Annotated in this window: 23 protein-coding genes; 3 read left to right on the forward strand and 20 right to left on the reverse strand. The window is 35.2% G+C overall.

The genetic code is table 11. The features are described from left to right. Positions 1-11: 11 nt before the first annotated feature. Genes EKQ63_RS17820 through EKQ63_RS17830 form a run of 3 tightly spaced genes read right to left on the reverse strand, consistent with a single transcriptional unit; the run spans position 12 to position 2,298 of the window. A complete protein-coding gene (locus EKQ63_RS17820) occupies positions 12-839 on the reverse strand; it encodes an MBL fold metallo-hydrolase (protein ID WP_088328119.1) in 828 nt (275 codons plus the stop codon). Positions 840-864: 25 nt separating this feature from the next. After that, positions 865-1,422, reverse strand: a complete 558-nt coding sequence (locus tag EKQ63_RS17825; protein WP_087996307.1) for a DUF7010 family protein — start codon at positions 1,420-1,422, stop codon at positions 865-867. Between the two features lie 27 nt (positions 1,423-1,449). After that, positions 1,450-2,298 carry an aminoglycoside phosphotransferase family protein gene (locus tag EKQ63_RS17830; RefSeq protein WP_143881356.1) on the reverse strand — a complete coding sequence of 283 codons (849 nt, stop codon included), beginning with the start codon at positions 2,296-2,298 and terminating at the stop codon, positions 1,450-1,452. 157 nt (positions 2,299-2,455) lie between these two features. Between EKQ63_RS17830 and EKQ63_RS17835 the strand changes: the two genes are divergently transcribed. After that, positions 2,456-2,665: a hypothetical protein gene (locus tag EKQ63_RS17835; protein ID WP_000801653.1), complete on the forward strand. Its 210-nt coding sequence runs from the start codon at positions 2,456-2,458 to the stop codon at positions 2,663-2,665. Between the two features lie 178 nt (positions 2,666-2,843). Here the strand turns inward: EKQ63_RS17835 and EKQ63_RS17840 are convergent, their stop codons facing one another. From EKQ63_RS17840 to EKQ63_RS17870, 7 genes are all read right to left on the reverse strand, one after another. Then, complete coding sequence (locus tag EKQ63_RS17840; protein WP_143881357.1) at positions 2,844-3,743, reverse strand: PhzF family phenazine biosynthesis protein; 900 nt, start codon at positions 3,741-3,743, stop codon at positions 2,844-2,846. Between the two features lie 11 nt (positions 3,744-3,754). Beyond that, positions 3,755-4,531, reverse strand: coding sequence for a GNAT family N-acetyltransferase (locus EKQ63_RS17845; RefSeq protein WP_140421356.1), 777 nt, complete (start codon positions 4,529-4,531; stop codon positions 3,755-3,757). Further along, entirely contained in the window at positions 4,528-5,232 is a 705-nt protein-coding gene (locus EKQ63_RS17850; protein WP_088328298.1) for an SDR family NAD(P)-dependent oxidoreductase, read from the reverse strand. The genes EKQ63_RS17845 and EKQ63_RS17850 overlap by 4 nt, the downstream gene beginning before the upstream one ends. Next, positions 5,229-5,792, reverse strand: coding sequence for a GNAT family N-acetyltransferase (locus tag EKQ63_RS17855; RefSeq protein ID WP_088328297.1), 564 nt, complete (start codon positions 5,790-5,792; stop codon positions 5,229-5,231). The genes EKQ63_RS17850 and EKQ63_RS17855 overlap by 4 nt, the downstream gene beginning before the upstream one ends. A 159-nt stretch (positions 5,793-5,951) precedes the next feature. After that, complete coding sequence (locus EKQ63_RS17860; protein WP_087954784.1) at positions 5,952-6,500, reverse strand: GNAT family N-acetyltransferase; 549 nt, start codon at positions 6,498-6,500, stop codon at positions 5,952-5,954. A 166-nt stretch (positions 6,501-6,666) separates the two neighbouring features. Continuing rightward, positions 6,667-8,169 carry a class I adenylate-forming enzyme family protein gene (locus EKQ63_RS17865; RefSeq protein ID WP_140421355.1) on the reverse strand — a complete coding sequence of 501 codons (1,503 nt, stop codon included), beginning with the start codon at positions 8,167-8,169 and terminating at the stop codon, positions 6,667-6,669. 134 nt (positions 8,170-8,303) lie between these two features. After that, positions 8,304-8,837, reverse strand: a complete 534-nt coding sequence (locus tag EKQ63_RS17870; RefSeq protein WP_140168670.1) for an NAD(P)H-dependent oxidoreductase — start codon at positions 8,835-8,837, stop codon at positions 8,304-8,306. Between the two features lie 124 nt (positions 8,838-8,961). Here EKQ63_RS17870 and EKQ63_RS17875 point away from each other — a divergent pair, with 124 nt between their 5' ends. Next, complete coding sequence (locus EKQ63_RS17875) at positions 8,962-9,285, forward strand: winged helix-turn-helix transcriptional regulator (RefSeq protein WP_087996320.1); 324 nt, start codon at positions 8,962-8,964, stop codon at positions 9,283-9,285. Positions 9,286-9,530: 245 nt separating this feature from the next. On the opposite strand, the gene EKQ63_RS17880 is transcribed toward EKQ63_RS17875, so the two are convergent. From EKQ63_RS17880 to EKQ63_RS17900, 5 genes are all read right to left on the reverse strand, one after another. Further along, a complete protein-coding gene (locus tag EKQ63_RS17880; protein ID WP_000661864.1) occupies positions 9,531-9,797 on the reverse strand; it encodes an ArsR/SmtB family transcription factor in 267 nt (88 codons plus the stop codon). Positions 9,798-9,970: 173 nt separating this feature from the next. Then, positions 9,971-11,392 (reverse strand): anti-sigma-I factor RsgI family protein, encoded by a 1,422-nt coding sequence (locus EKQ63_RS17885; protein WP_303393757.1) that lies wholly within the window; start codon positions 11,390-11,392, stop codon positions 9,971-9,973. Beyond that, on the reverse strand, positions 11,385-12,107 hold the full coding sequence (sigI, locus tag EKQ63_RS17890; RefSeq protein WP_143881358.1) for an RNA polymerase sigma factor SigI: 723 nt from the start codon (positions 12,105-12,107) through the stop codon (positions 11,385-11,387). Before sigI ends, EKQ63_RS17885 begins: the two co-directional genes overlap by 8 nt. Positions 12,108-12,688: 581 nt before the next feature. Continuing rightward, positions 12,689-13,450 (reverse strand): glycosyltransferase family 2 protein, encoded by a 762-nt coding sequence (locus EKQ63_RS17895; RefSeq protein ID WP_087954779.1) that lies wholly within the window; start codon positions 13,448-13,450, stop codon positions 12,689-12,691. 156 nt (positions 13,451-13,606) lie between these two features. Next, positions 13,607-14,086, reverse strand: coding sequence for a GyrI-like domain-containing protein (locus EKQ63_RS17900; protein ID WP_087954778.1), 480 nt, complete (start codon positions 14,084-14,086; stop codon positions 13,607-13,609). Between the two features lie 110 nt (positions 14,087-14,196). On the opposite strand from EKQ63_RS17900, the gene EKQ63_RS17905 reads away from it, so the two are divergent. Further along, entirely contained in the window at positions 14,197-15,159 is a 963-nt protein-coding gene (locus tag EKQ63_RS17905) for a helix-turn-helix transcriptional regulator (RefSeq protein WP_087996328.1), read from the forward strand. An 85-nt stretch (positions 15,160-15,244) separates the two neighbouring features. Here the strand turns inward: EKQ63_RS17905 and EKQ63_RS17910 are convergent, their stop codons facing one another. The 5 genes from EKQ63_RS17910 to EKQ63_RS17930 form a co-directional block, all read right to left on the reverse strand. Next, the gene (locus tag EKQ63_RS17910; protein WP_087954776.1) at positions 15,245-15,616 is read right to left on the reverse strand and encodes a DUF805 domain-containing protein; all 372 of its coding nucleotides are present in this window, start codon (positions 15,614-15,616) and stop codon (positions 15,245-15,247) included. Positions 15,617-15,908: 292 nt separating this feature from the next. Then, positions 15,909-16,658: an ABC transporter permease gene (locus tag EKQ63_RS17915; RefSeq protein WP_143881359.1), complete on the reverse strand. Its 750-nt coding sequence runs from the start codon at positions 16,656-16,658 to the stop codon at positions 15,909-15,911. Continuing rightward, complete coding sequence (locus tag EKQ63_RS17920; protein ID WP_143881360.1) at positions 16,659-17,420, reverse strand: ABC transporter ATP-binding protein; 762 nt, start codon at positions 17,418-17,420, stop codon at positions 16,659-16,661. A 154-nt stretch (positions 17,421-17,574) separates the two neighbouring features. After that, positions 17,575-17,916: a DUF1048 domain-containing protein gene (locus tag EKQ63_RS17925; RefSeq protein WP_001969217.1), complete on the reverse strand. Its 342-nt coding sequence runs from the start codon at positions 17,914-17,916 to the stop codon at positions 17,575-17,577. A 75-nt stretch (positions 17,917-17,991) separates the two neighbouring features. Then, positions 17,992-18,312, reverse strand: a complete 321-nt coding sequence (locus EKQ63_RS17930; protein WP_000429483.1) for a PadR family transcriptional regulator — start codon at positions 18,310-18,312, stop codon at positions 17,992-17,994. Positions 18,313-18,740: the final 428 nt, after the last annotated feature.

Here is an 18,740-nt window from a genome sequence, read left to right on the forward strand (position 1 = left end):
CTACTCTCCTTTTACGTATGAAACAACTTTCCTTCTATTGCTTTTATATATCTTTCAGCAGAACGTTCAACTGCCTCATTTGCATTTTCTTTTACTACTCGATGAAAAGCGTTGTATAAACGATTAAACTGTAACGGCTTCACTCGATTCACCATTTCTTCCACTTTTCTCGCTGGTAATGGAATTAAGTTTGGATAGCTGTACATAAAGCTTACCCATCTCTCATCCACTACAACTTGAATAATATCACCTGTTAACAAAATTCCTTTCCCATCATTACCTTCTTCCCAATGTAAGACAGATCCACCTTTAAAATGACCTCCTAAACGATGAATGACCAATCCATCAGCTAATTGTAAAGACTCACCAGACCAATAAATAATACGACTACTCGGGCGCATCACCCACTCTTTATCATCTTCGTGTATATAAATTGGTACATCAAATGTCTCTGCCCATTCTACTTGCGTTGAATAATAATGAGGATGAGACAAGGCAATTGCATCTAATCCGCCAATCTCTTTTATTTTCGCAATTGTCATTTCATCTAAATAAGTAATGCAGTCCCATAGTAAACGATATGATTCTGTTTTCACTACAAATGCTGTTTGACCGATCGCAAACCCTGGTTTTGTCGTAATACTATAAAGCCCGTTTTCTTCTTCAATTATTTCATTTTTATATGTATCACTTATTTGCAAGTTTTCTAAAGTCGTCCAAGACTGCCCTTTCGGATTCACATATTGCCTTTCTTCATCACAAATATGACAACTCACCGGTTCTTCTACACCCGCTGCATACTGTACACCACATGTTGTACAAACGTAATTTTTCATCATAATTCCCCCTATCCCTATATTTTTATTAAGCAGATTTTTTTTGATAATGTTCTGCTTTTTTATTTTCAATTAATAAACTGATAAAAGTAAGTAAATAAACAGCTGTAACCGATAATGGAATCACCGTAAATCCTTTTTCCGCAAAAAGAATCCCGCAAACTGACGTTACGAATACAGTCCCTACTGATAATAAACCATAACTTTTGCTTTCATAAATCCATACGTACGGGATAAAATGAACACCTATTAACATTGCTACTACAAAAGGTAACCATTCTGGAAATTGAAAATAGGCAAGTAATACAAGCGGAATATTCAGTACATTTATCCCACCAATTAATCCTGCCAAAATCCCTAATGGATTTCCTTTCGCAAACATATCAATTTTCAATATAGCAGCTATCATTAAGCCGAAAGGAAACACACATCCCATACCGATTAAATATACCCACACCACTTGTTTTTCAGAAAGAACAAAGCCCGTTATACTCATAACTATCCAAAATAAAACACCAGCTAATATAATCGGTAATCCTCTCTTCGTTTTGATTGCTAAATCCTTTTTCGCTTCTGCAACATTCATCTCACTATCTCCCCCAAAATATTTGTACTATAAAGTCGCCTCAACCTCGTCCATCCAATAACTCCAAGCTGCTAAATAATCTTCTAAATCTTTCGGGTGGTGCCGTAAACACGTATCTATACGCAAATATAATCCTATGACTATTTCTTCATATAAATCACGGTCTTTTTTATGAAATACACATTGTTTCATCGCATAATCAATCGTTTCTTTCGTTAAATCTTCCGGGGTTGAACAGAACGCATAAATTAAATCGTATATAGGATCTCCTAGCACTGGTAGGGGATCAATTACACCATGTAGCATATTTCCTTGAAATATAAAATTATGAAATCCAAAATCACCATGCAATAAAAATGGCTGATTTATTCCAGTCCCCCTACTTGGACTATTTGCTAACGTAAGAACTTTTCTATACTCTTCCTCACTTATGTACGATCTTACATTTTTATGAGCTTCGATCACATTTGTCGTTAAAAATTCATTCCAAGATTGAACCGGGCTTTCTTTCCATCCCCAGCCATCTATACGTGCAACTATTGCATACTTATTAATAACTTCTTTTACTAGGGTACTAAGGGTAATTCGTTTATTTCCTTGTTCGTAAGAAGTACTACCTTCAAGAAAAGAATACACAATATATGTATGCAAGGGGTCCTTATACAAAAGCTTTGAAAACAACGTATTCCCCTCATAAAAAGAGAGAAAATTAGCTTCTTCACGTATTACTTCTGCTTCATTTAGCTTTACAACGTATTTTTCTTCCAACAAATATACAGTACTTGTCGTTCCTCCGTTTAACACTTTTACACTATTTGGATAATGTGAAATCACTTTCTCCTTAACTAGTTGTGTAGCGATTACTGAAATGTCCATTCCCTCACCCTTCAATTCAAAAGACAACTTTACTATTATTTGACAAACAAATGTTAAATCCCTTCAAAAATCTTAATATAACAAAAAATCACTTACTTTTATATTTCAAAAATAAGGAAATACTAACAACAACGTTACATACATATAGGAGGACAATATGAAACCTGAATTTTTAAAAGCTGTACATGATGCCATCGGAAATGTCGAACACATTCATATAGAGGAAAGCGGTGCTGACAGCTTACTTATCCATCATGATGATGCACAGCAGTTACAACAAGTCGCTAAAACGCTAGAAAATAACAATTTTCGCTCTGCTTTAAGAACAACTGGAGATGCTTCGTATATTGAAGTGTTGAACAGATAATGAAAGTCCGGATGTATGCCGAGCTTTCTTTTTTATCCCGCATTAGCAGGCAGTAAGACCCTCACCTCAAAATTCAGCGGAAGCAGAGAAGTTAGGTGGGGGATCAACTGCCAGTAAAAGCCCGATTGGTTCAACTAATAATCAGTGGGGATGACCCCCCACTGATTAAAGTTTCACTTTATATTAAAACTTCAAACTCTTTCACATATACTGCTGTTCCCGCAATATCTATTTGTAAACTCTCATTTTCTACATCTTTTGTTACATAAACCGTTACACGACCATCTTTATGTATTTCCTGTCCTTGTTCAACAATTAACTCCGTTTCATGGTCAAGATCTTTTTCCAAATACGTCGCATAATACGCGCCCATTACACCTGAAGCTGTTCCTGTCACTGGGTCTTCAATCGTTCCAGCATAAGCTGATGAAAAATGACGCCCATGCATATGTACCTTTTCGTTATAAGTTTCTAAACAAACTGGATGAATAGAAGCGTTAGGTATTTCTTTTAATACCGATGGAAACACCTCATTGTTAGGTTTCATTCTCTCACACGCATCTAGATTTTTAATCGGTACAATTACAGTCCAATTACCAGTACTTCCATATACAATCGGTAAAGTTACATCTAAATCATTTACTTCTAAACCGATACTATGAGCTAATTCTTCTGTTGAACCTGTAAATTCTTTAAACTGAGGTGCTGCCTGCCTCATTTTAATAAAGGCTTCTCCATTTTCTTTTACACCTATTTGTATCGGTAAAATCCCAGCCTTGGTTTCAATCGTAAGGTTATTTTTCTCTTCTAATAACCCTCTTTCACGCAAAGCAAATATTGTTGCAACTGTCCCATGACCACATAAATCCATTTCAAAACCAGGTGTAAAATAGCGCATTCTTATATCTCCTACTTCTGAGGAAAGAACAAAAGTTGTTTCGTTATATCCAACTTTTTCAGCAATAATTTGCATTTCCTCTTCCGTTAATCCATCTGCTTCTAATACAATACCTGCTGGATTTCCCTTATTTGGTTTATTCGTAAATGCATCATAATGAACTATGTTTATAGTCTTCATTTTCTTTTCTCCTAACCTTCTTTAAAAATTTTACAATACAGCTCTATCTCCGTTTTCAACGGACAATTATTTCTCCAAAATATCCTCTGCATCTTTTCATTTGAAGTATGTGTGCTTCCGATATAATAAGTAGCGCCCATTTCCTTTAACATATGTAAAGATTGAAGGTGCAGTTGGGAAGAGATTCCTTTCCCGCGATAATAAGGCATTACCCCAAAATAAAATAATCGTCCTTCACTTTCTGTTCCAGTTTCTATATGGGGTATGGACATACCAATTGGCTCAGTTTTATCATAAAAAACAATACATGACTTTTCCCATCCCGTACCTAACTCTGTTTGCACTGAATAAAAATGCTCATCAATAGTTAAAATTGAAGTTTGATTCCCTGAACCCGATATACATTGTTCCCAAATATATTTAAATTCTTTTTCCGATAACGTTCCTTCTGCTATTGATCGATATGTATATTGTCTTTCAGGTCCTTCTACATTGTTCAATTCTCTACATACTTCTATCTTTGCGGCATACAAAGAAAAACCGGCATCAAGTAACACTTTCACACTTGAGTTATAACTACTAAACCTTTTGTTTAATACAATACTCGCTCTTTTTAACTCCCAATTAAAACAAACTTCTTCAAATCTACTTATCTTTTCTTTATAAGTTTGTACATCATAAAGAACATTCTCTTCTATCTCTTCAATCGTTACTGCATTTGGTAAGCCATTTAATACTTTTTTAGAAGGGCCAAATAGATTCTGAATGATTGCAAGATCGTATATCACCACTTCAATTCCCCCACACCAGGCTCAATAAACTTCCCTGAAATATCCTCATTTGAATCTATTACCCAATCATATATATTTTTTGCTCCTTCAGCCGAAGTCATATTCGCATCAAAGGCACCAATATCAGTTTTTAATTTTCCTGGGTGAATGGCAGTTACACAAATTCCTTTATCCTCAAATTCTTGTTGTAAGCAGAGTGTTAACATATTTTGTGCAGCTTTAGCAATTCGATATGAATATGAGAACTGTCCTTGTGGAAACTCTTTGTTCGCCATTTTATGCAATGAACCTAATCGAGAGGACACATTTATGATTCTCGGATAATCCGATTTAGCTAACGCCACATATGTACCTTTTACAGCTCGAATTACACCTAAGCAATGAATATTAAATAAGTCCGTTAACTCTTCTGAATTTGTATGTAAAACCTCAGTCTCCTTCCCAGTAATTCCTGCGTTATTGATAACTAGATCTATATACTCTGTATATTCCTCAAGCTGGTTTTTCATTTGCTCCGTACTCTCATCAATCGATAAGTCTGCCAATATAGGAAAACATCTGCAACTAAACATTTTCTTCAATTGTGTTAACGCAACCTCAGTTCTAACTAACGGATAAACGATATGTCCATTTTCATGAAACACTTTTACTAACTGTAACCCTAATCCGCGATTTCCACCTGTAATTATAACTCTCATATATTCATCTCCTTATTTTTAAAATAAATAAGAAAATCCATCCACTTACCATTCTCTAATGAAAACGCCTCTCTCTTGCATTCAAAAGAAAAACCTGTTCTTTCCGCAAGACGTACTGATGGCTCATTATCAACACGTATATGTAACTCGATTCTATGAAAATGAAGACGATTAAAAAATAACGGTAACGCGGCTTTTACACTTTCTATCCCATATCCATTTTTCCAATATTGATTATGAATAGAGTAGCCCATCATTGCCCACTGATAGTCCATACGTAAAATTTTTATAAGCTCTAACTTACCAATATTAGCTCCGTCTTCTTTACGAAAAATACCTAATACGTACATCTCATCTCGATGTGCTGCTTCATCAAAGCCTCTTATCCATTCTGTGAACCATTCTTTTGTTGCTGATGCCATAACTTGATAACCATCGTCATATTTATACTGCGATGGTAACCTCTTACTAAATCCATCTAACCAACTTTCATAATCATCATTTTGGAACGGACGGACCATGAGTCTCTCTGTCTCTATCTGTAATAGCGGCAGCTTCATTTATATCTCTTCCCTTGATTAATGTTCGAATATTCTTTATTATCTTACACAAAATACAAAATCTAGTAAATTATTATGTTTTTGATAAACATGGTTCTATTAAAATACAAAAGGAAACCCTGTTACAAAGGGTTTCCTTTTGTTATCACACTACCAAACTTATCTGTAATTTAAAACGTTGTATTCTGTCTTTAATATTCCATACACATCAACATCTTCATATGTATTTAATAACAGTCTATTTTGTCTTAATGTGCCTTCTTTACGTAAGCCCGACTTCTCTAACACCTTAATCGATGATTGGTTTCTAGAAATGGCAGATGCCCAAATTTTATTTAAACCTAATTCGATAAAGCCAAAATGAATCATCCTGTTTACAGCCTCAGTTGCAAAACCCTTTCCCCAATAATTCTTACCAATCCAATAACCAAGTTCACCTCTATTGTTACCCTTGTCAATTCTTAATGTAATTGTACCTACAATCTCTCTTGATTCTTTAGAAACAATTCCTAAAGGGTATTCGATTCCTTTCCTTATAAGTTCTGGTTGCATATCAACCCAATCTTGCGCGAACTCCAATTTATATGGGTGCGGAAGTCCAAGAATATTAGCTAATTCCTTGTCATTAGCTAACTCTTTAATTCTAAACACATCATCATTGGTAAAAGGTTCTATACATAAATGCTCAGTTTCTAATTTTATAGACATATTCTCTCCACCTTGTACTGAAATTGGTTAACTCCCTTTATTGTCAATATTACACTAAAAAAACACAAAAATTTTAAAATTTTCACAATATCCATCGACAGAACTATAAACAAAAAATCCAGTTATGTTTTATACATAACTGGATTCCTCATCATCTAATCGCTTTTTATTTTACAAGTACATCTTCTCTTAATTCCCTCTTCAACACTTTTCCTAAAGCATTTTTCGGTAATTTGTCCATAAATACAACTTCTGGTATTTTATAACTTGCCAGTTTTTCTTTACAATGCTGTATAATTTCTTCTTCCGTTAAAGACGTTTGCATATCTTTTACAATATACGCTGTCGGAACCTCTCCCCAAAAGTCATCTGGAACCCCAACTACTGCAACTTCTAAAACACCATGTATTTCATGAATAACATCTTCTACTTGGTCTGGATATACATTGTCACCACCACGTATAATAACGTCTTTATATCTTCCCATTATGTGCAGGAATCCGTCTTCATCTATCATACCTGCATCACCCATGTTAAACCAATTATCTTTTACTACCTTCTTTGTCGCCTTTTCATTATTCCAATACCCTTTAAACATGTATGGACTTCTTACATGAATCTCTCCAACTTCATTTGTTTTTAGTTCATCGCCTGTTTCTGGATGAACAATTTTTACCTCTACATTTTTCAATGTTTTTCCTACAGAAGACATCTTTTCTTTTCCCATCATTGGATGCCATGAAGTTACAACCCAACCTTCTGTACTACCATAGCCTTGCACCATATAGATTCCTTTTTCCATATATTTTTGAATGAGCGTTTCTGGCACTTTTGTTCCACCGCTTTGTGCTACTTTAAAGGTTGAAATGTTACGTTCTTTTTTATTTAGTTCATCAAGCATATAGCTATAAACAGCCGGGAATGCAAGCATCGTAGTAATCTTCTCGTCTTCAATCTTATCCCAAATAAGAGTAGGATTCGAATCAGCTAAGAAAATCATCGTAACACCATGATAAATACAATTTAAAATAGAAAGCACGCCACTCATATGAAATAATGGATGCACGGATAAAAAGCGCTCACCTGCTGGAATTTCTCTTTGTCCTGCAATCTCAGCAAAATAATGATGTAAGTTTTTATGTCCAATTACGCATGCTTTTGCCTGTCCAGTCGTTCCTGAAGTAAATAAGTAAATGGCATCGTCTTCTTCATGAACTTCTACGTTCGGTTCTGTCATTGGCTGTTTTTGCAACTCTAATTCAAATGAACCAAAACCTTCTTTTGTCGTTTGAATTACATAAGGAATTTCTTTAACAGCATCAACCTTTAATAACACTTCACTAAATTCTTCATCAATAACTAACACTTTTAATTTCGCTTCTTTTACAATCGTTTCTAATTCATACACAGTAAGCTGATGATTTAGCGGAATACATACCGCTCCAATTTTTAAACTTGCCATCATAACGCTTGGAAACGGATGATTATTTTTGCATAGTATTCCTATACGATCCCCTCTTTGCACACCATTACGTAACAAATAATGTGCAAGCTGATTTACTCGTTCATTATACTGCTGAAACGAATATCTTTTCCCTCCGCCTACAAGCGCTTCCAAATTTGGTGATTGCATTGCTCTTTTTTGTAATAATTTTTGCATCGTTCTCAAGTAAAACTCCCCTTTATATATGTTAGGGTTTTTATTTTACCAGATTAACTATTAATTTACTAAAGATTACACTTAGTGAATATAATAAGAATATAAAATAGCCATTTACTTCACAAGTAAATGGCTATTTTTTATTATATATTAGAATACTTCTTGTTCATTACATATTGCACATACTCAGGTGCACTTTTATTAATCTCTTCATCACTTAGTTTGTATTCTGCACCATATAAATAAAATGAAGGTATAAATTCCATACCTGTATATAGACATGTAGCTTGGAATGGTTTCGTCAACTCATCCATCGTAATTCCGCTATTTTCATAATCGTTTTCTAATCCACCTATAGAAATAGCTACACCAAACTCTTTTCCCTTCACTTTATCCCCTTTTGATCCGTACGCAAATCCATATGTTAATACATCGTCAAACCATTTTTTTAATAATGGCGGTGTGCTGTACCAGTATAGCGGGAATTGAAATATATATCTGTCATGTTCTACTAGTAACTTTTGCTCTTCTTCAATATTAAACTCCCAGTTTGGTGCCACTTTATATAATTCATGCACCGTGATTTCATCTGAATGTTTCTCAAGTTCTTCTATCCATCTTTTATTAATTTTTGATTTTTCAATATGAGGGTGTGCTACAATTACAAGTGTTCTCATCATTTTCCATCCCCTTTATAAATGAATCAATCCTTTACATATTAGTATGAATGCATTACATATAATTGAAAAGTACGTACTTTCAGGTGCTATAGGAACCTTGAGGTACCTTTGGAGGTGTAATATGAATCAAAATGATAACTGCCCAATTGCAACGACACTCGATGTAATCGGCGGAAAATGGAAAGTTCATATTTTATGTGTTTTGATGGATGGAAAAATGCGTACAAATGAAATCCGGCGAGAAATCCCAAACATTACGCAAAAAGTTCTGACTCAACAACTTCGACAACTTGAGGCTGATGGGATTATCCATCGTGCTGTATATCAAGAAGTACCACCAAAGGTTGAGTACACAATAAGTGACTACGGGAAATCTTTAATACAAATTATGGATGAATTATGCGAATGGGGAAAAGATCATCAAATAAAAAAATTACATGACTAAAAAACCTACCAACTTCTTTGCATACTGTTGGGAACGGCACATCACTATCAAGCTAACAAAAAGACCTTAATAAAAAACTTTCATGTTTATAGTCCATTTAAGAATTAGCTTGATAGTGATACGGCAAGACCCAAATAAAGAAGTATATGAAACAAATTAACAACAAAGCACGGCTGATGTTAATAAGAAAATTATAGTCGCTGAATGTCTTTCTTACTTCATTTTGAAGTTTAAACAATTATCCATTAAGCCAAGCTTAATAATATCGCTTTTGTACGATTATCCGTTACTTCATAATAAATTTCTAACCCTTTTCGAGTACCTGTAACGACTTTAGTAGCTTTTAGTTTAGATAAATGTTGACTAATTGTACTTTGAGGCATTTGTAACATTTCATACATTGTCGTTACGTTAATAGGACCTTTTGCAACCATTATTTTTACTAATGATAAACGGACAGGATGTGCTAATACCTTCAATACTTCAGTGATTTCTTCATACATTTCTTTCATATTTTTTCTCCCCTTTTACATAAATATTAATGATATCCATATATATAATTCGAAAGGATATACGATTTTGTGTCCGTCATTTTAAAAAATCTTTTCAGATGGAAAGAATCCCTCCTCTGTTCAATATTCTATACATTTTTCTTTTACTCGATATTATGTGGTAAGAACTTTCCTTACTGCGATCCTCTTCCATTGTTTTCTTGCTTATGTCCACTATTCCCTTGAGAACCTCTTCCATTATTCTCTTGCTGATTCCCATTATTCCCTTGCGATCCTCTTCCGTTGTTTCCTTCCTGATTCCCATTATTTCCTTGGGACCCTCTTCCGTTGTTCTCTTGCTGGTGCCCAGTATTCCCTTGGGACCCTCTTCCATTGTTTCCTTCCTGATTCCCATTATTCCCTTGCGATCCTCTTCCGTTGTTTCCTTCCTGATTCCCATTATTCCCTTGCGATCCTCTTCCGTTGTTCTCTTGCTGGTGCCCAGTATTTCCTTGGGACCCTCTTCCGTTGTTCTCTTGCTGGTGCCCAGTATTCCCTTGCGATCCTCTTCCGTTGTTCTCTTGCTGGTGCCCAGTATTTCCTTGGGACCCTCTTCCGTTGTTCTCTTGCTGGTGCCCAGTATTTCCTTGGGACCCTCTTCCGTTGTTCTCTTGCTGGTGCCCAGTATTTCCTTGGGACCCTCTTCCGTTGTTCTCTTGCTGGTGCCCAGTATTCCCTTGCGATCCTCTTCCGTTGTTTCCTTGCTGCAATTCTCTTCCGTTGTTCTCCTGTTGATTTCTATTATTTTCTTTTATTTGCTTCGGTTGTTGTGCCTTAGATTGCTGTTGTTCTATATACTCTCCCTTCTCGTTGCTTTCTTCTTTTACAGGAGATGCGTCCGATGATACATCAGAAGATGACTTTTGCTGTTCTTGATGAGACGGCGGTGCAGGTGGGGTAAGCAACTTTTTCTTCTCATTTTCTTGTTTTATATAAACACCCGTTCCAACTCCTGCTTTCTTGGCATCCTCCCGCATTTGCATCGTACTGCTTTGATATTCGACTGTAATATGTTTGAACTCATATTCTTTCTTTAATTCCAGCATAGCCTTTTCCAACTGTGGTTCTAACGACTTGTCCTTTGCAATAGCTGTTAGCATAACTTGCTTATCATTCGTTAAATATTTATCCTCTTGACTTTGCTTTATAATAGTGCGTATCACATCTTGCAGATGCTTATTTTCCCACCGTTTCATTTCTTTTAAAATACGCCTTCCGTCATCATTACAAGCCCGCAAATCTATAACACGAAGATCCTTCGTAACGCTCGCCTCTAAACTTGGATTTATATCAACTGAGACGTAAGCAAACACCTTTTCTTCTGGTTGATTGTAGAAAAATAACAGCCCACATAGAAAACAAGCAGCAAGTAATGATGCCGGCTTTAAGAAATAAGGGATTGAAAAACGAGATGCTCTTTGTTCTTGTTCTTCAAACGAGATTTCCTCTCCAATCATGCAAGAATCCCCTTTTCTTTTACACGTAATAAACTCTCCATTTGGTGTTAAAACAACTACGCTATGCTTTTTTATATCCATCACAATTCCTTTATTCATCATGCTTTTCTCCTCTTATGTAATCAAGAATATATGTATAGTTGTTTGCAAAAATAATACACATTGCAATAATGTATTTTCTATGTCTTTCCAACGTTTTACGACTTACCCTCACACGTGGTTCAATACGTTTAAGCGGTAACTTTTTCTTTCGGAACAGCTCTTCCATCATGTCCTCTTCTTTTATAATAATCTTTACAATTTCTATTACATGCTCACGCGTGTCACGATGCTTAGGAGATTCTTTCGCAAGCTCTGAAAATGTGATTTTAAACTCAGCTAACACACTTTGAAAATGAAGAATTTCCTCCTTACGGTTACTATTGTCCATCTCTTTCATATACTCCGTAAGCGATACTTGCTTTTCTAACATTTCCTCTTGCTCATCTTCTTTTAAAAAGACACGGTTATGCTTAGACTCCTTGCGTATATAGTCAATTACATCTCTTTTTATAAGAAGATCAGCAAACGCTAGAAAAGATTTCCCTTTTTTATATGAATACTGTTCAATTGCTTCGTTAAACGCAAACAATCCAATACTATATTCATCATCCTGTTCTGTAATATATCGGCGGCAGACAGACGAAATTGATTTTCTAACAAACGGCTGATACTGAACGATAAAGGCTTCCTTATCTTCTCCGTTGTTTTGTATGTTACATACGATATCTTCTATTTTCGGTTTTCTTAAGATCTTCATTACTAAACTTAACACTGGTGATCTCTCAGCCTCCTTCTGCTTTAAATAGAAAAATGGTCACTAAACAAGCGACCATTTAACCACATTTTGGTAGTACTTTTCTTTGGTCTTTTCTTCTTGCTGTTGGTTATATTTTTCAAGTCTAACTTTTCCCAACGTTTTCTCTCGGTACTAAAGTTAATCCTATATTTTAAGGTACTTTCTTATTTTCTACCGTTCGTTTTTCTTATTCTTTTTCTATTTTATAGGCAATCCTTAAATAACTCTTCTCTATATCATTGGTAATTTCATCCTTTTATTTTGGATGTTCAACTTAATCTAGTAATTTTTATTAATACTTCAATATTCTTTCATAATCATTTTTCTTCTATTTTATTTTTCCACTATATATATTCGGAGGAATACATCGTTTTATGGGGGTCAAAAAATATTTTTTATAAAAAATAGATATTTATTTCAAAAATAAAAACCATTAATTTGAAGAAGAGCTAATCAAATTGATGGTTTTTTTGTAGTATCTATTAAATTAAGTTGTGCTCTCATTATATATTAGAAAATCAGCTGTTCTCACTATTTCCTACCGATTTTCTCAAGCGTTACCTTTCTTGATTATCATAATATGTCTTATCTGCATATTTTCTATCATTTCCTTTTAGATAAGCTAAGATTACTTTTGGATTTTTAAGTAAGGCCCAGTCTCCATATGTATCAAATCTCCTGCATGAAGTTATCATTCCATTTTTAATGGTACCGAATTTCTTATTATTCCGCTTTCCCCATTCTTTTAACCGTTTAGCAAAATCTGCATCTTCTGCCATCAGCATGTTTTCATTAAATCCGTTAATTGCCATGAAATCTTTTTTATAGCACCAAAAAATCCCTACAGATATAGCTCCGTATTTAAAAAGTAAGGGGATTATTATTAACATTGCGGACAGAAATATTCCTAAAGATATTCTTTCGAACTTCCCATTTACCCCACCACCAATGTATTTACCTGAAGCTAAATATGTATCTACATTAGACAACATAGACTCTGTCATTATGGTATCAGCGTCTATAGTAACGATTATTTCTCCACTAGCTATTTCAGCCCCTGCATTTCGAATTTTAGATAAGTTTTTATCATTATTTTTTAATGTAATACAATGATAAGATTTTGCTATTTCCTCTGTTTTATCGGTGCAACGATTTAAAACAACTATAACTTCCGTTTGCTCTTTATATGCCTCTGATGCCTTTACAATTGAATCTAAACATTTTCCAATGTACTTTTCTTCATTATGTGCAGGAATTATAATAGAAAATTTCACATCTTTTTTCAAATTGCCTCCTGAAGGTTCGTTTGTCTCAGTCATAATATCCCCCTTATTTCATAAGATAAATATCTGTTATACATAACGTATATTAAAATTTATTAAGTTATATTATTAAAAAAGTAATTAAAACAATATGGACATCAAAAAGGCCAACAATGCAAAATTGTTAGCCTCTACTTTTCATATTCGTACCCTTTACTTCCTAACAACTGGAATCCACATTTCACCAAACACTAAACCATTTCTTTTTCCCATCTCAACCGTTGTATTTGGCCCACCAACATAGGCAAAATCTTTTGCATCTGGTAAAGCTTGACCAAAGGCGATGCCAGTCAGCTTATTGCTTAGCTCTTCAGCCGTTTTGTCTTCACCCTTCACTACTAAGTATTCTCCCTTAGGAAACTGAATCACTCTAGATTCTTCTTCTATTTGCGCTTCTGTCATAACACCAGCATAATACATCATCTTGTTATTCACCGCTTCGCTCACAGAAAAAATGTATTCATTTGTAGCTAAGGCTTTTAAATTATCCAGTCTTCCATCTTCTTTAACGGCCGACCAAAAGTCTTCCTTTTCTTTATTTATTCCCACAAAGTCTGTATAGTCACTTTTAATTTCAGTTCCAATACCTAGCACAATAAAGCTATCTTTTTCTTCAATCGTATAATTTTTCATATTCAAAACCTTCCTTTTTTTTAAATGAATCAAACAATTTATCTTTTCATCTGATACGTTTATAATACCTTTAAACCATGTCAAAAAATGATACTGTTTAGGAGACCAAAATGAAAAAAGTTGAACGGATTAATACAATTATGCGGTATATCAATAACCGCTCCCACTTTACAATTTCAGAAATCATACGAGAATTTAACATATCACGATCAACAGCTATTAGAGACATTAGAGACATAGAAGCTATGGGCATGCCACTTGTCGCTGAAGTTGGGAGGTCTGGTGGATATTTTGTCATGCATAATTCTATCCTACCCGTTGTTCGCTTTACTGATAACGAAGTGAAAGCTCTTTTTATTGCCTTTATGGCTACAAGAAATCAACAACTTCCCTATTTAAAGAGTCGGCAATCTTTAGCGGAAAAGTTACTAGGACTCATCTCTGAAACCCAGCAAGATGACCTTGTTCTTTTAAATCAACTTTTGCTTTTTGAAGGGACTAACCCTCATAATCCCGATCTCCTTGAGCTTTCTGACCTCCCCCATCCGATGTTAGAAAAACTCATTCAAATGCTTCTTTTAGATAGACATTTATTGATTACCATTAAAGAAGAGAAAGAAATCAAGTCTTATTCCATTTATCTATTACACCTGTATCAAGAAAAAAGCCAATGGATCATTGAAGGGTTTGACTTAAAAGAGGAAAAGAAGAGGATGTTTCCTGTCGATTATCTCATCCATATCGAACCATACGCGACGAAAAAAAAGCTAAATAAGAAAAAGATTTTAGAAAAACTAAGTAAGAAGGATGAAGCGATTAACCTTGTACTTGAACTTGGTCCAAAAGCAATTGCCCAGTTCAAAAAATACCACCCTTTCAAAATTTCAATATCTTATACAAATCCTTACCAATCCACAGCCATTTTAAAAACATTTATCAATGTTAACAATTCGGATGAAGTAACGGAAATAGCAAATTGGCTACTTTTCCTAGGTAAAGATATTACAATTAGAGAAATGCCTGAAGAAGTATTAAAAGATTTACAAGAGCGATTATGCTTATCCACTTCTTAACGAGGCTTCTATGAATAATACAACAAAAAAGGTGTGAACTAACTTTTAGTCCACACCTTTTATATTAGAGTTTCCTATACATACATTAAATTGCTTGTTTAAGATTTGAATGTGGATTTGGTCCATACTTATTCTCACCTTCATCACTTTCAATGATACAAAACACAAGTAGAACCGCTCCTCCAAATGGCACCAAATTTAATAGCTGCCACCATCCTGTTTTTCCACTATCATGTAATCGTCGAGCTTCCACTGCCAGAGTAGGAACGATAAAAATTGCTATATATAGCAAGGTAATATTGGCTCTTAAATAGAAGACAGACGGAGAATATGAGGCAAAATATATTAATGACCAAAACGTAACCTTATTAACTAAAGTAAAAATCCAGTACTCTTTTCTCGTAGCTCTCCCACTAAATTTCGCATAGTTTTTGAGAGTATATAAATACCACTTCATTCAAACCTCTCCCTTTTCCATCCCCTAAACAATTAGGTTATACATTATATACCTTATAAGTATAAATATAACATCTTTAACCTCTATTTTTATATAGAATATTCCGTTTATTTTTAAGTTATTTTTGTGAAGCGTTACATACCATACTTCAAAGCATGTGTATTCGATTTATTATTCTCCTATTTACTTTAAAACTACTACAATTAAGCGAAGTATAAATGTATGATTAAAGCACGGAAAATCTTCCCGTGCTTTTTCAAAAATATATATGATTTCGGACGATTTATTTCACTTACCCTAACTGACGTTTAAATGCTTTACTAGCGAAAAAGTAAGAAATGATCATGATACCTACGCACCAAGCGAGCGCAATCCAAATATCGTTACCAACAGTTCCTTCATATAATAAAGCACGAATCGCATTCACGATTGAGGTTACAGGCTGATTCTCAGCAAATGCACGAACAATTTTTGGCATCGTTTCAGTAGGTACGAAGGCTGAACTGATAAATGGAAGAAAAACGAGTGGGTACGAGTATGCTGTCGCTCCTTCCATAGACTTCGCTTTCAGCCCTGGAATGATAGCTAGCCATGTTAGCGATAACGTAAACATTCCTAGTATCCCAGCTACTGCAAGCCAATCTAGCATATTCGCACTGGAACGAAATCCCATTAAGAGTGCAACAAGAATAACCACCACGATAGTAAGTACATTAGCAACAAGAGAGGTTAATACGTGAGCCCACAATATCGATGAGCGCTTAATAGGCATCGTAATGAAACGTGCCATCAGCCCACTCTTTACATCCGTAAATAGTCGAACGGAAGTGTAAGCTACACCGGATGCGATAGCCATTAGCAAAATTCCCGGCAATAAATAATTTACGTAGTTTTCCGTTCCTGTTTTTATTGCGCCGCCAAACACGTAGACAAATAATAGCATCATCATAATCGGTGTAATCGCTACCGTAATAATTGTATCCGGACTACGCATAATGTTACGCATTAAACGACCTAGTAATACCCCTGTTTTGCTTTTCATTTACATCTTCTCCTTTTTACCGATAATAGCAAGAAAAATCTCTTCCAATGTCGGCTGCTTCTCGATATACTCCACTTTAGCTGGTGGGAACATCTCTTTCAGTTCAATAAGAGTACCTGTCGTAATAATTTTTCCGCCATGTAAAATAGCGATACGGTCCGCCAGTTGTTCTGCTTCCTCCAAGTACTGAGTCGTAAGCAAAATCGTTGTGCCGCTACCAGCAAGTTCCTTCACTGTATCCCAAACTTCAATCCGCGCTTCCGGATCAAGCCCTGTCGTCGGTTCGTCAAGAAAAATAACTGCTGGCGCCCCAATCAAACTCATGGCGATATCAAGCCGGCGCTTCATCCCTCCTGAATACTGATCTGTCCTTTGGTTGGCCGCATCTGTCAGGCTAAATCTGTCAAGCAAATTGTCAGCAACTTGAGCAGGATTGGAAACACCACGTAACCTAGCGATCATTACTAAGTTTTCTCTCCCAGTTAACATGCCGTCTAAAGCTGCGAACTGCCCTGTCAAACTGATACTTTGACGAACATGATCTGGTTGACGCTGAATATCAAACCCGCAAATACTTCCTTCACCACCATCTTGTTTCAGTAGCGTCGAAAGGATGTTGACCATTGTCGTCTTTCCCGCTCCATTTGAGCCTAGCAGCGCGAAAATTTCTCCACGCTGCACCTCAAAATCCACTCCCTTTAAGACTTCTTTATCTCTAAAAACTTTTTTTAACCCTTTTACAGAAATCGCTGCATTACTCATACTTTTTCCCCCTTATTAAAATAGGTTACCTACACCTCTATTTAGTATCACTGATAATCCGTATTACTTAGTAGTGGTTTAAAAATATAACTGAATAGCGATGGCGGCAGTTCACAATTGTAACCAGCTAATCAGTCGGTATTACTTATTGCATTCATTTTTTTCTCAATTTCTTCATAATACTTTCATTTAAATCTTCACGATACTTAGAGACATACGTTTTAGCGTTTGCCACTAGTTCATCAGCAAAGGATGCTACGTCCTCCCCAGTAATGTCAAGCACTTGTCTTCCTTCCGCTGCACCCGCTTCGAACAAATCAATTAATTCATACTGTATGTGTAACATATCCATCCCGTTACCCGCTGAGAAATTCCACATGTAGTTTTGAATTTTCTTAAATACAAATTGGTAGTCCTCTGGCAGAGCCTCAACTCGTGCCATCATCATTTTGTACTCTTTTTTATCACCAATTAACTTTTTGAACATTTCCAACATCTTATTTTCCTCCTTTTTTATAAAGCAGAACAAGAAACTCTCCAAATATGAGCCGGAACATTTTATATTATGAAGCTAGTTTGACTTCAAGACGTTAATTTTTGACGATACAAAATCCCACTTTTTCCAAAACAATTCAAGTTCCTGACGTCCAGCTTCATTTAATGAATAAAACTTACGAGGCGGTCCCATATCTGATGGTTTCTTTTCAATATTTACAAGCTTTTTCTTTTCCAACCGCACAAGGATCGTATAAACCGTCCCTTCCACGACTTCGGTAAACCCAAGATCATTCAGGTGGCGAGTAATCTCATAGCCATACGTTTCACGGCGGCTAATGATTTCCAGCACACACCCTTCCAGTGAACCTTTCAGCATTTCAGTTAAATTTTCCATGTTCTGATCCTCCTTTACCCCCTATTCTGTCTGACTTATATTCAGTATTACAGAGTACTAAGGCGAATTTTTTACCGAATAGTTTTTGTTAATCCGAACTATTCCGTATCACTTATTACATCTACATTGTATGACTAAGTAGTTGTAGATGTCAACTGATTTTCAAAATTTTTCTAAAATACGCTATTACCTATTGTCTACTGAAAATTTTTGAGAAACAACACTACTCAGTATTACCTATTACAACTACATTGTATGACTAAGTAGTTGTAGATGTCAACTCGATTTTTATATTTTTCTAAAATCAACTGATACAGTCGATTTTTTTTTAAAAGAAATTTCATCACATACCTATCCCTAGAAAAGAAAATACCCCAAAACAAATATGCTACATTTTGTTTTGGGACGCTATAGACTAGCGATTCTTA

Origin of the sequence: Bacillus sp. BD59S, assembly GCF_007363175.1 — a bacterium.
GTDB lineage: Bacteria > Bacillota > Bacilli > Bacillales > Bacillaceae_G > Bacillus_A > Bacillus_A pacificus.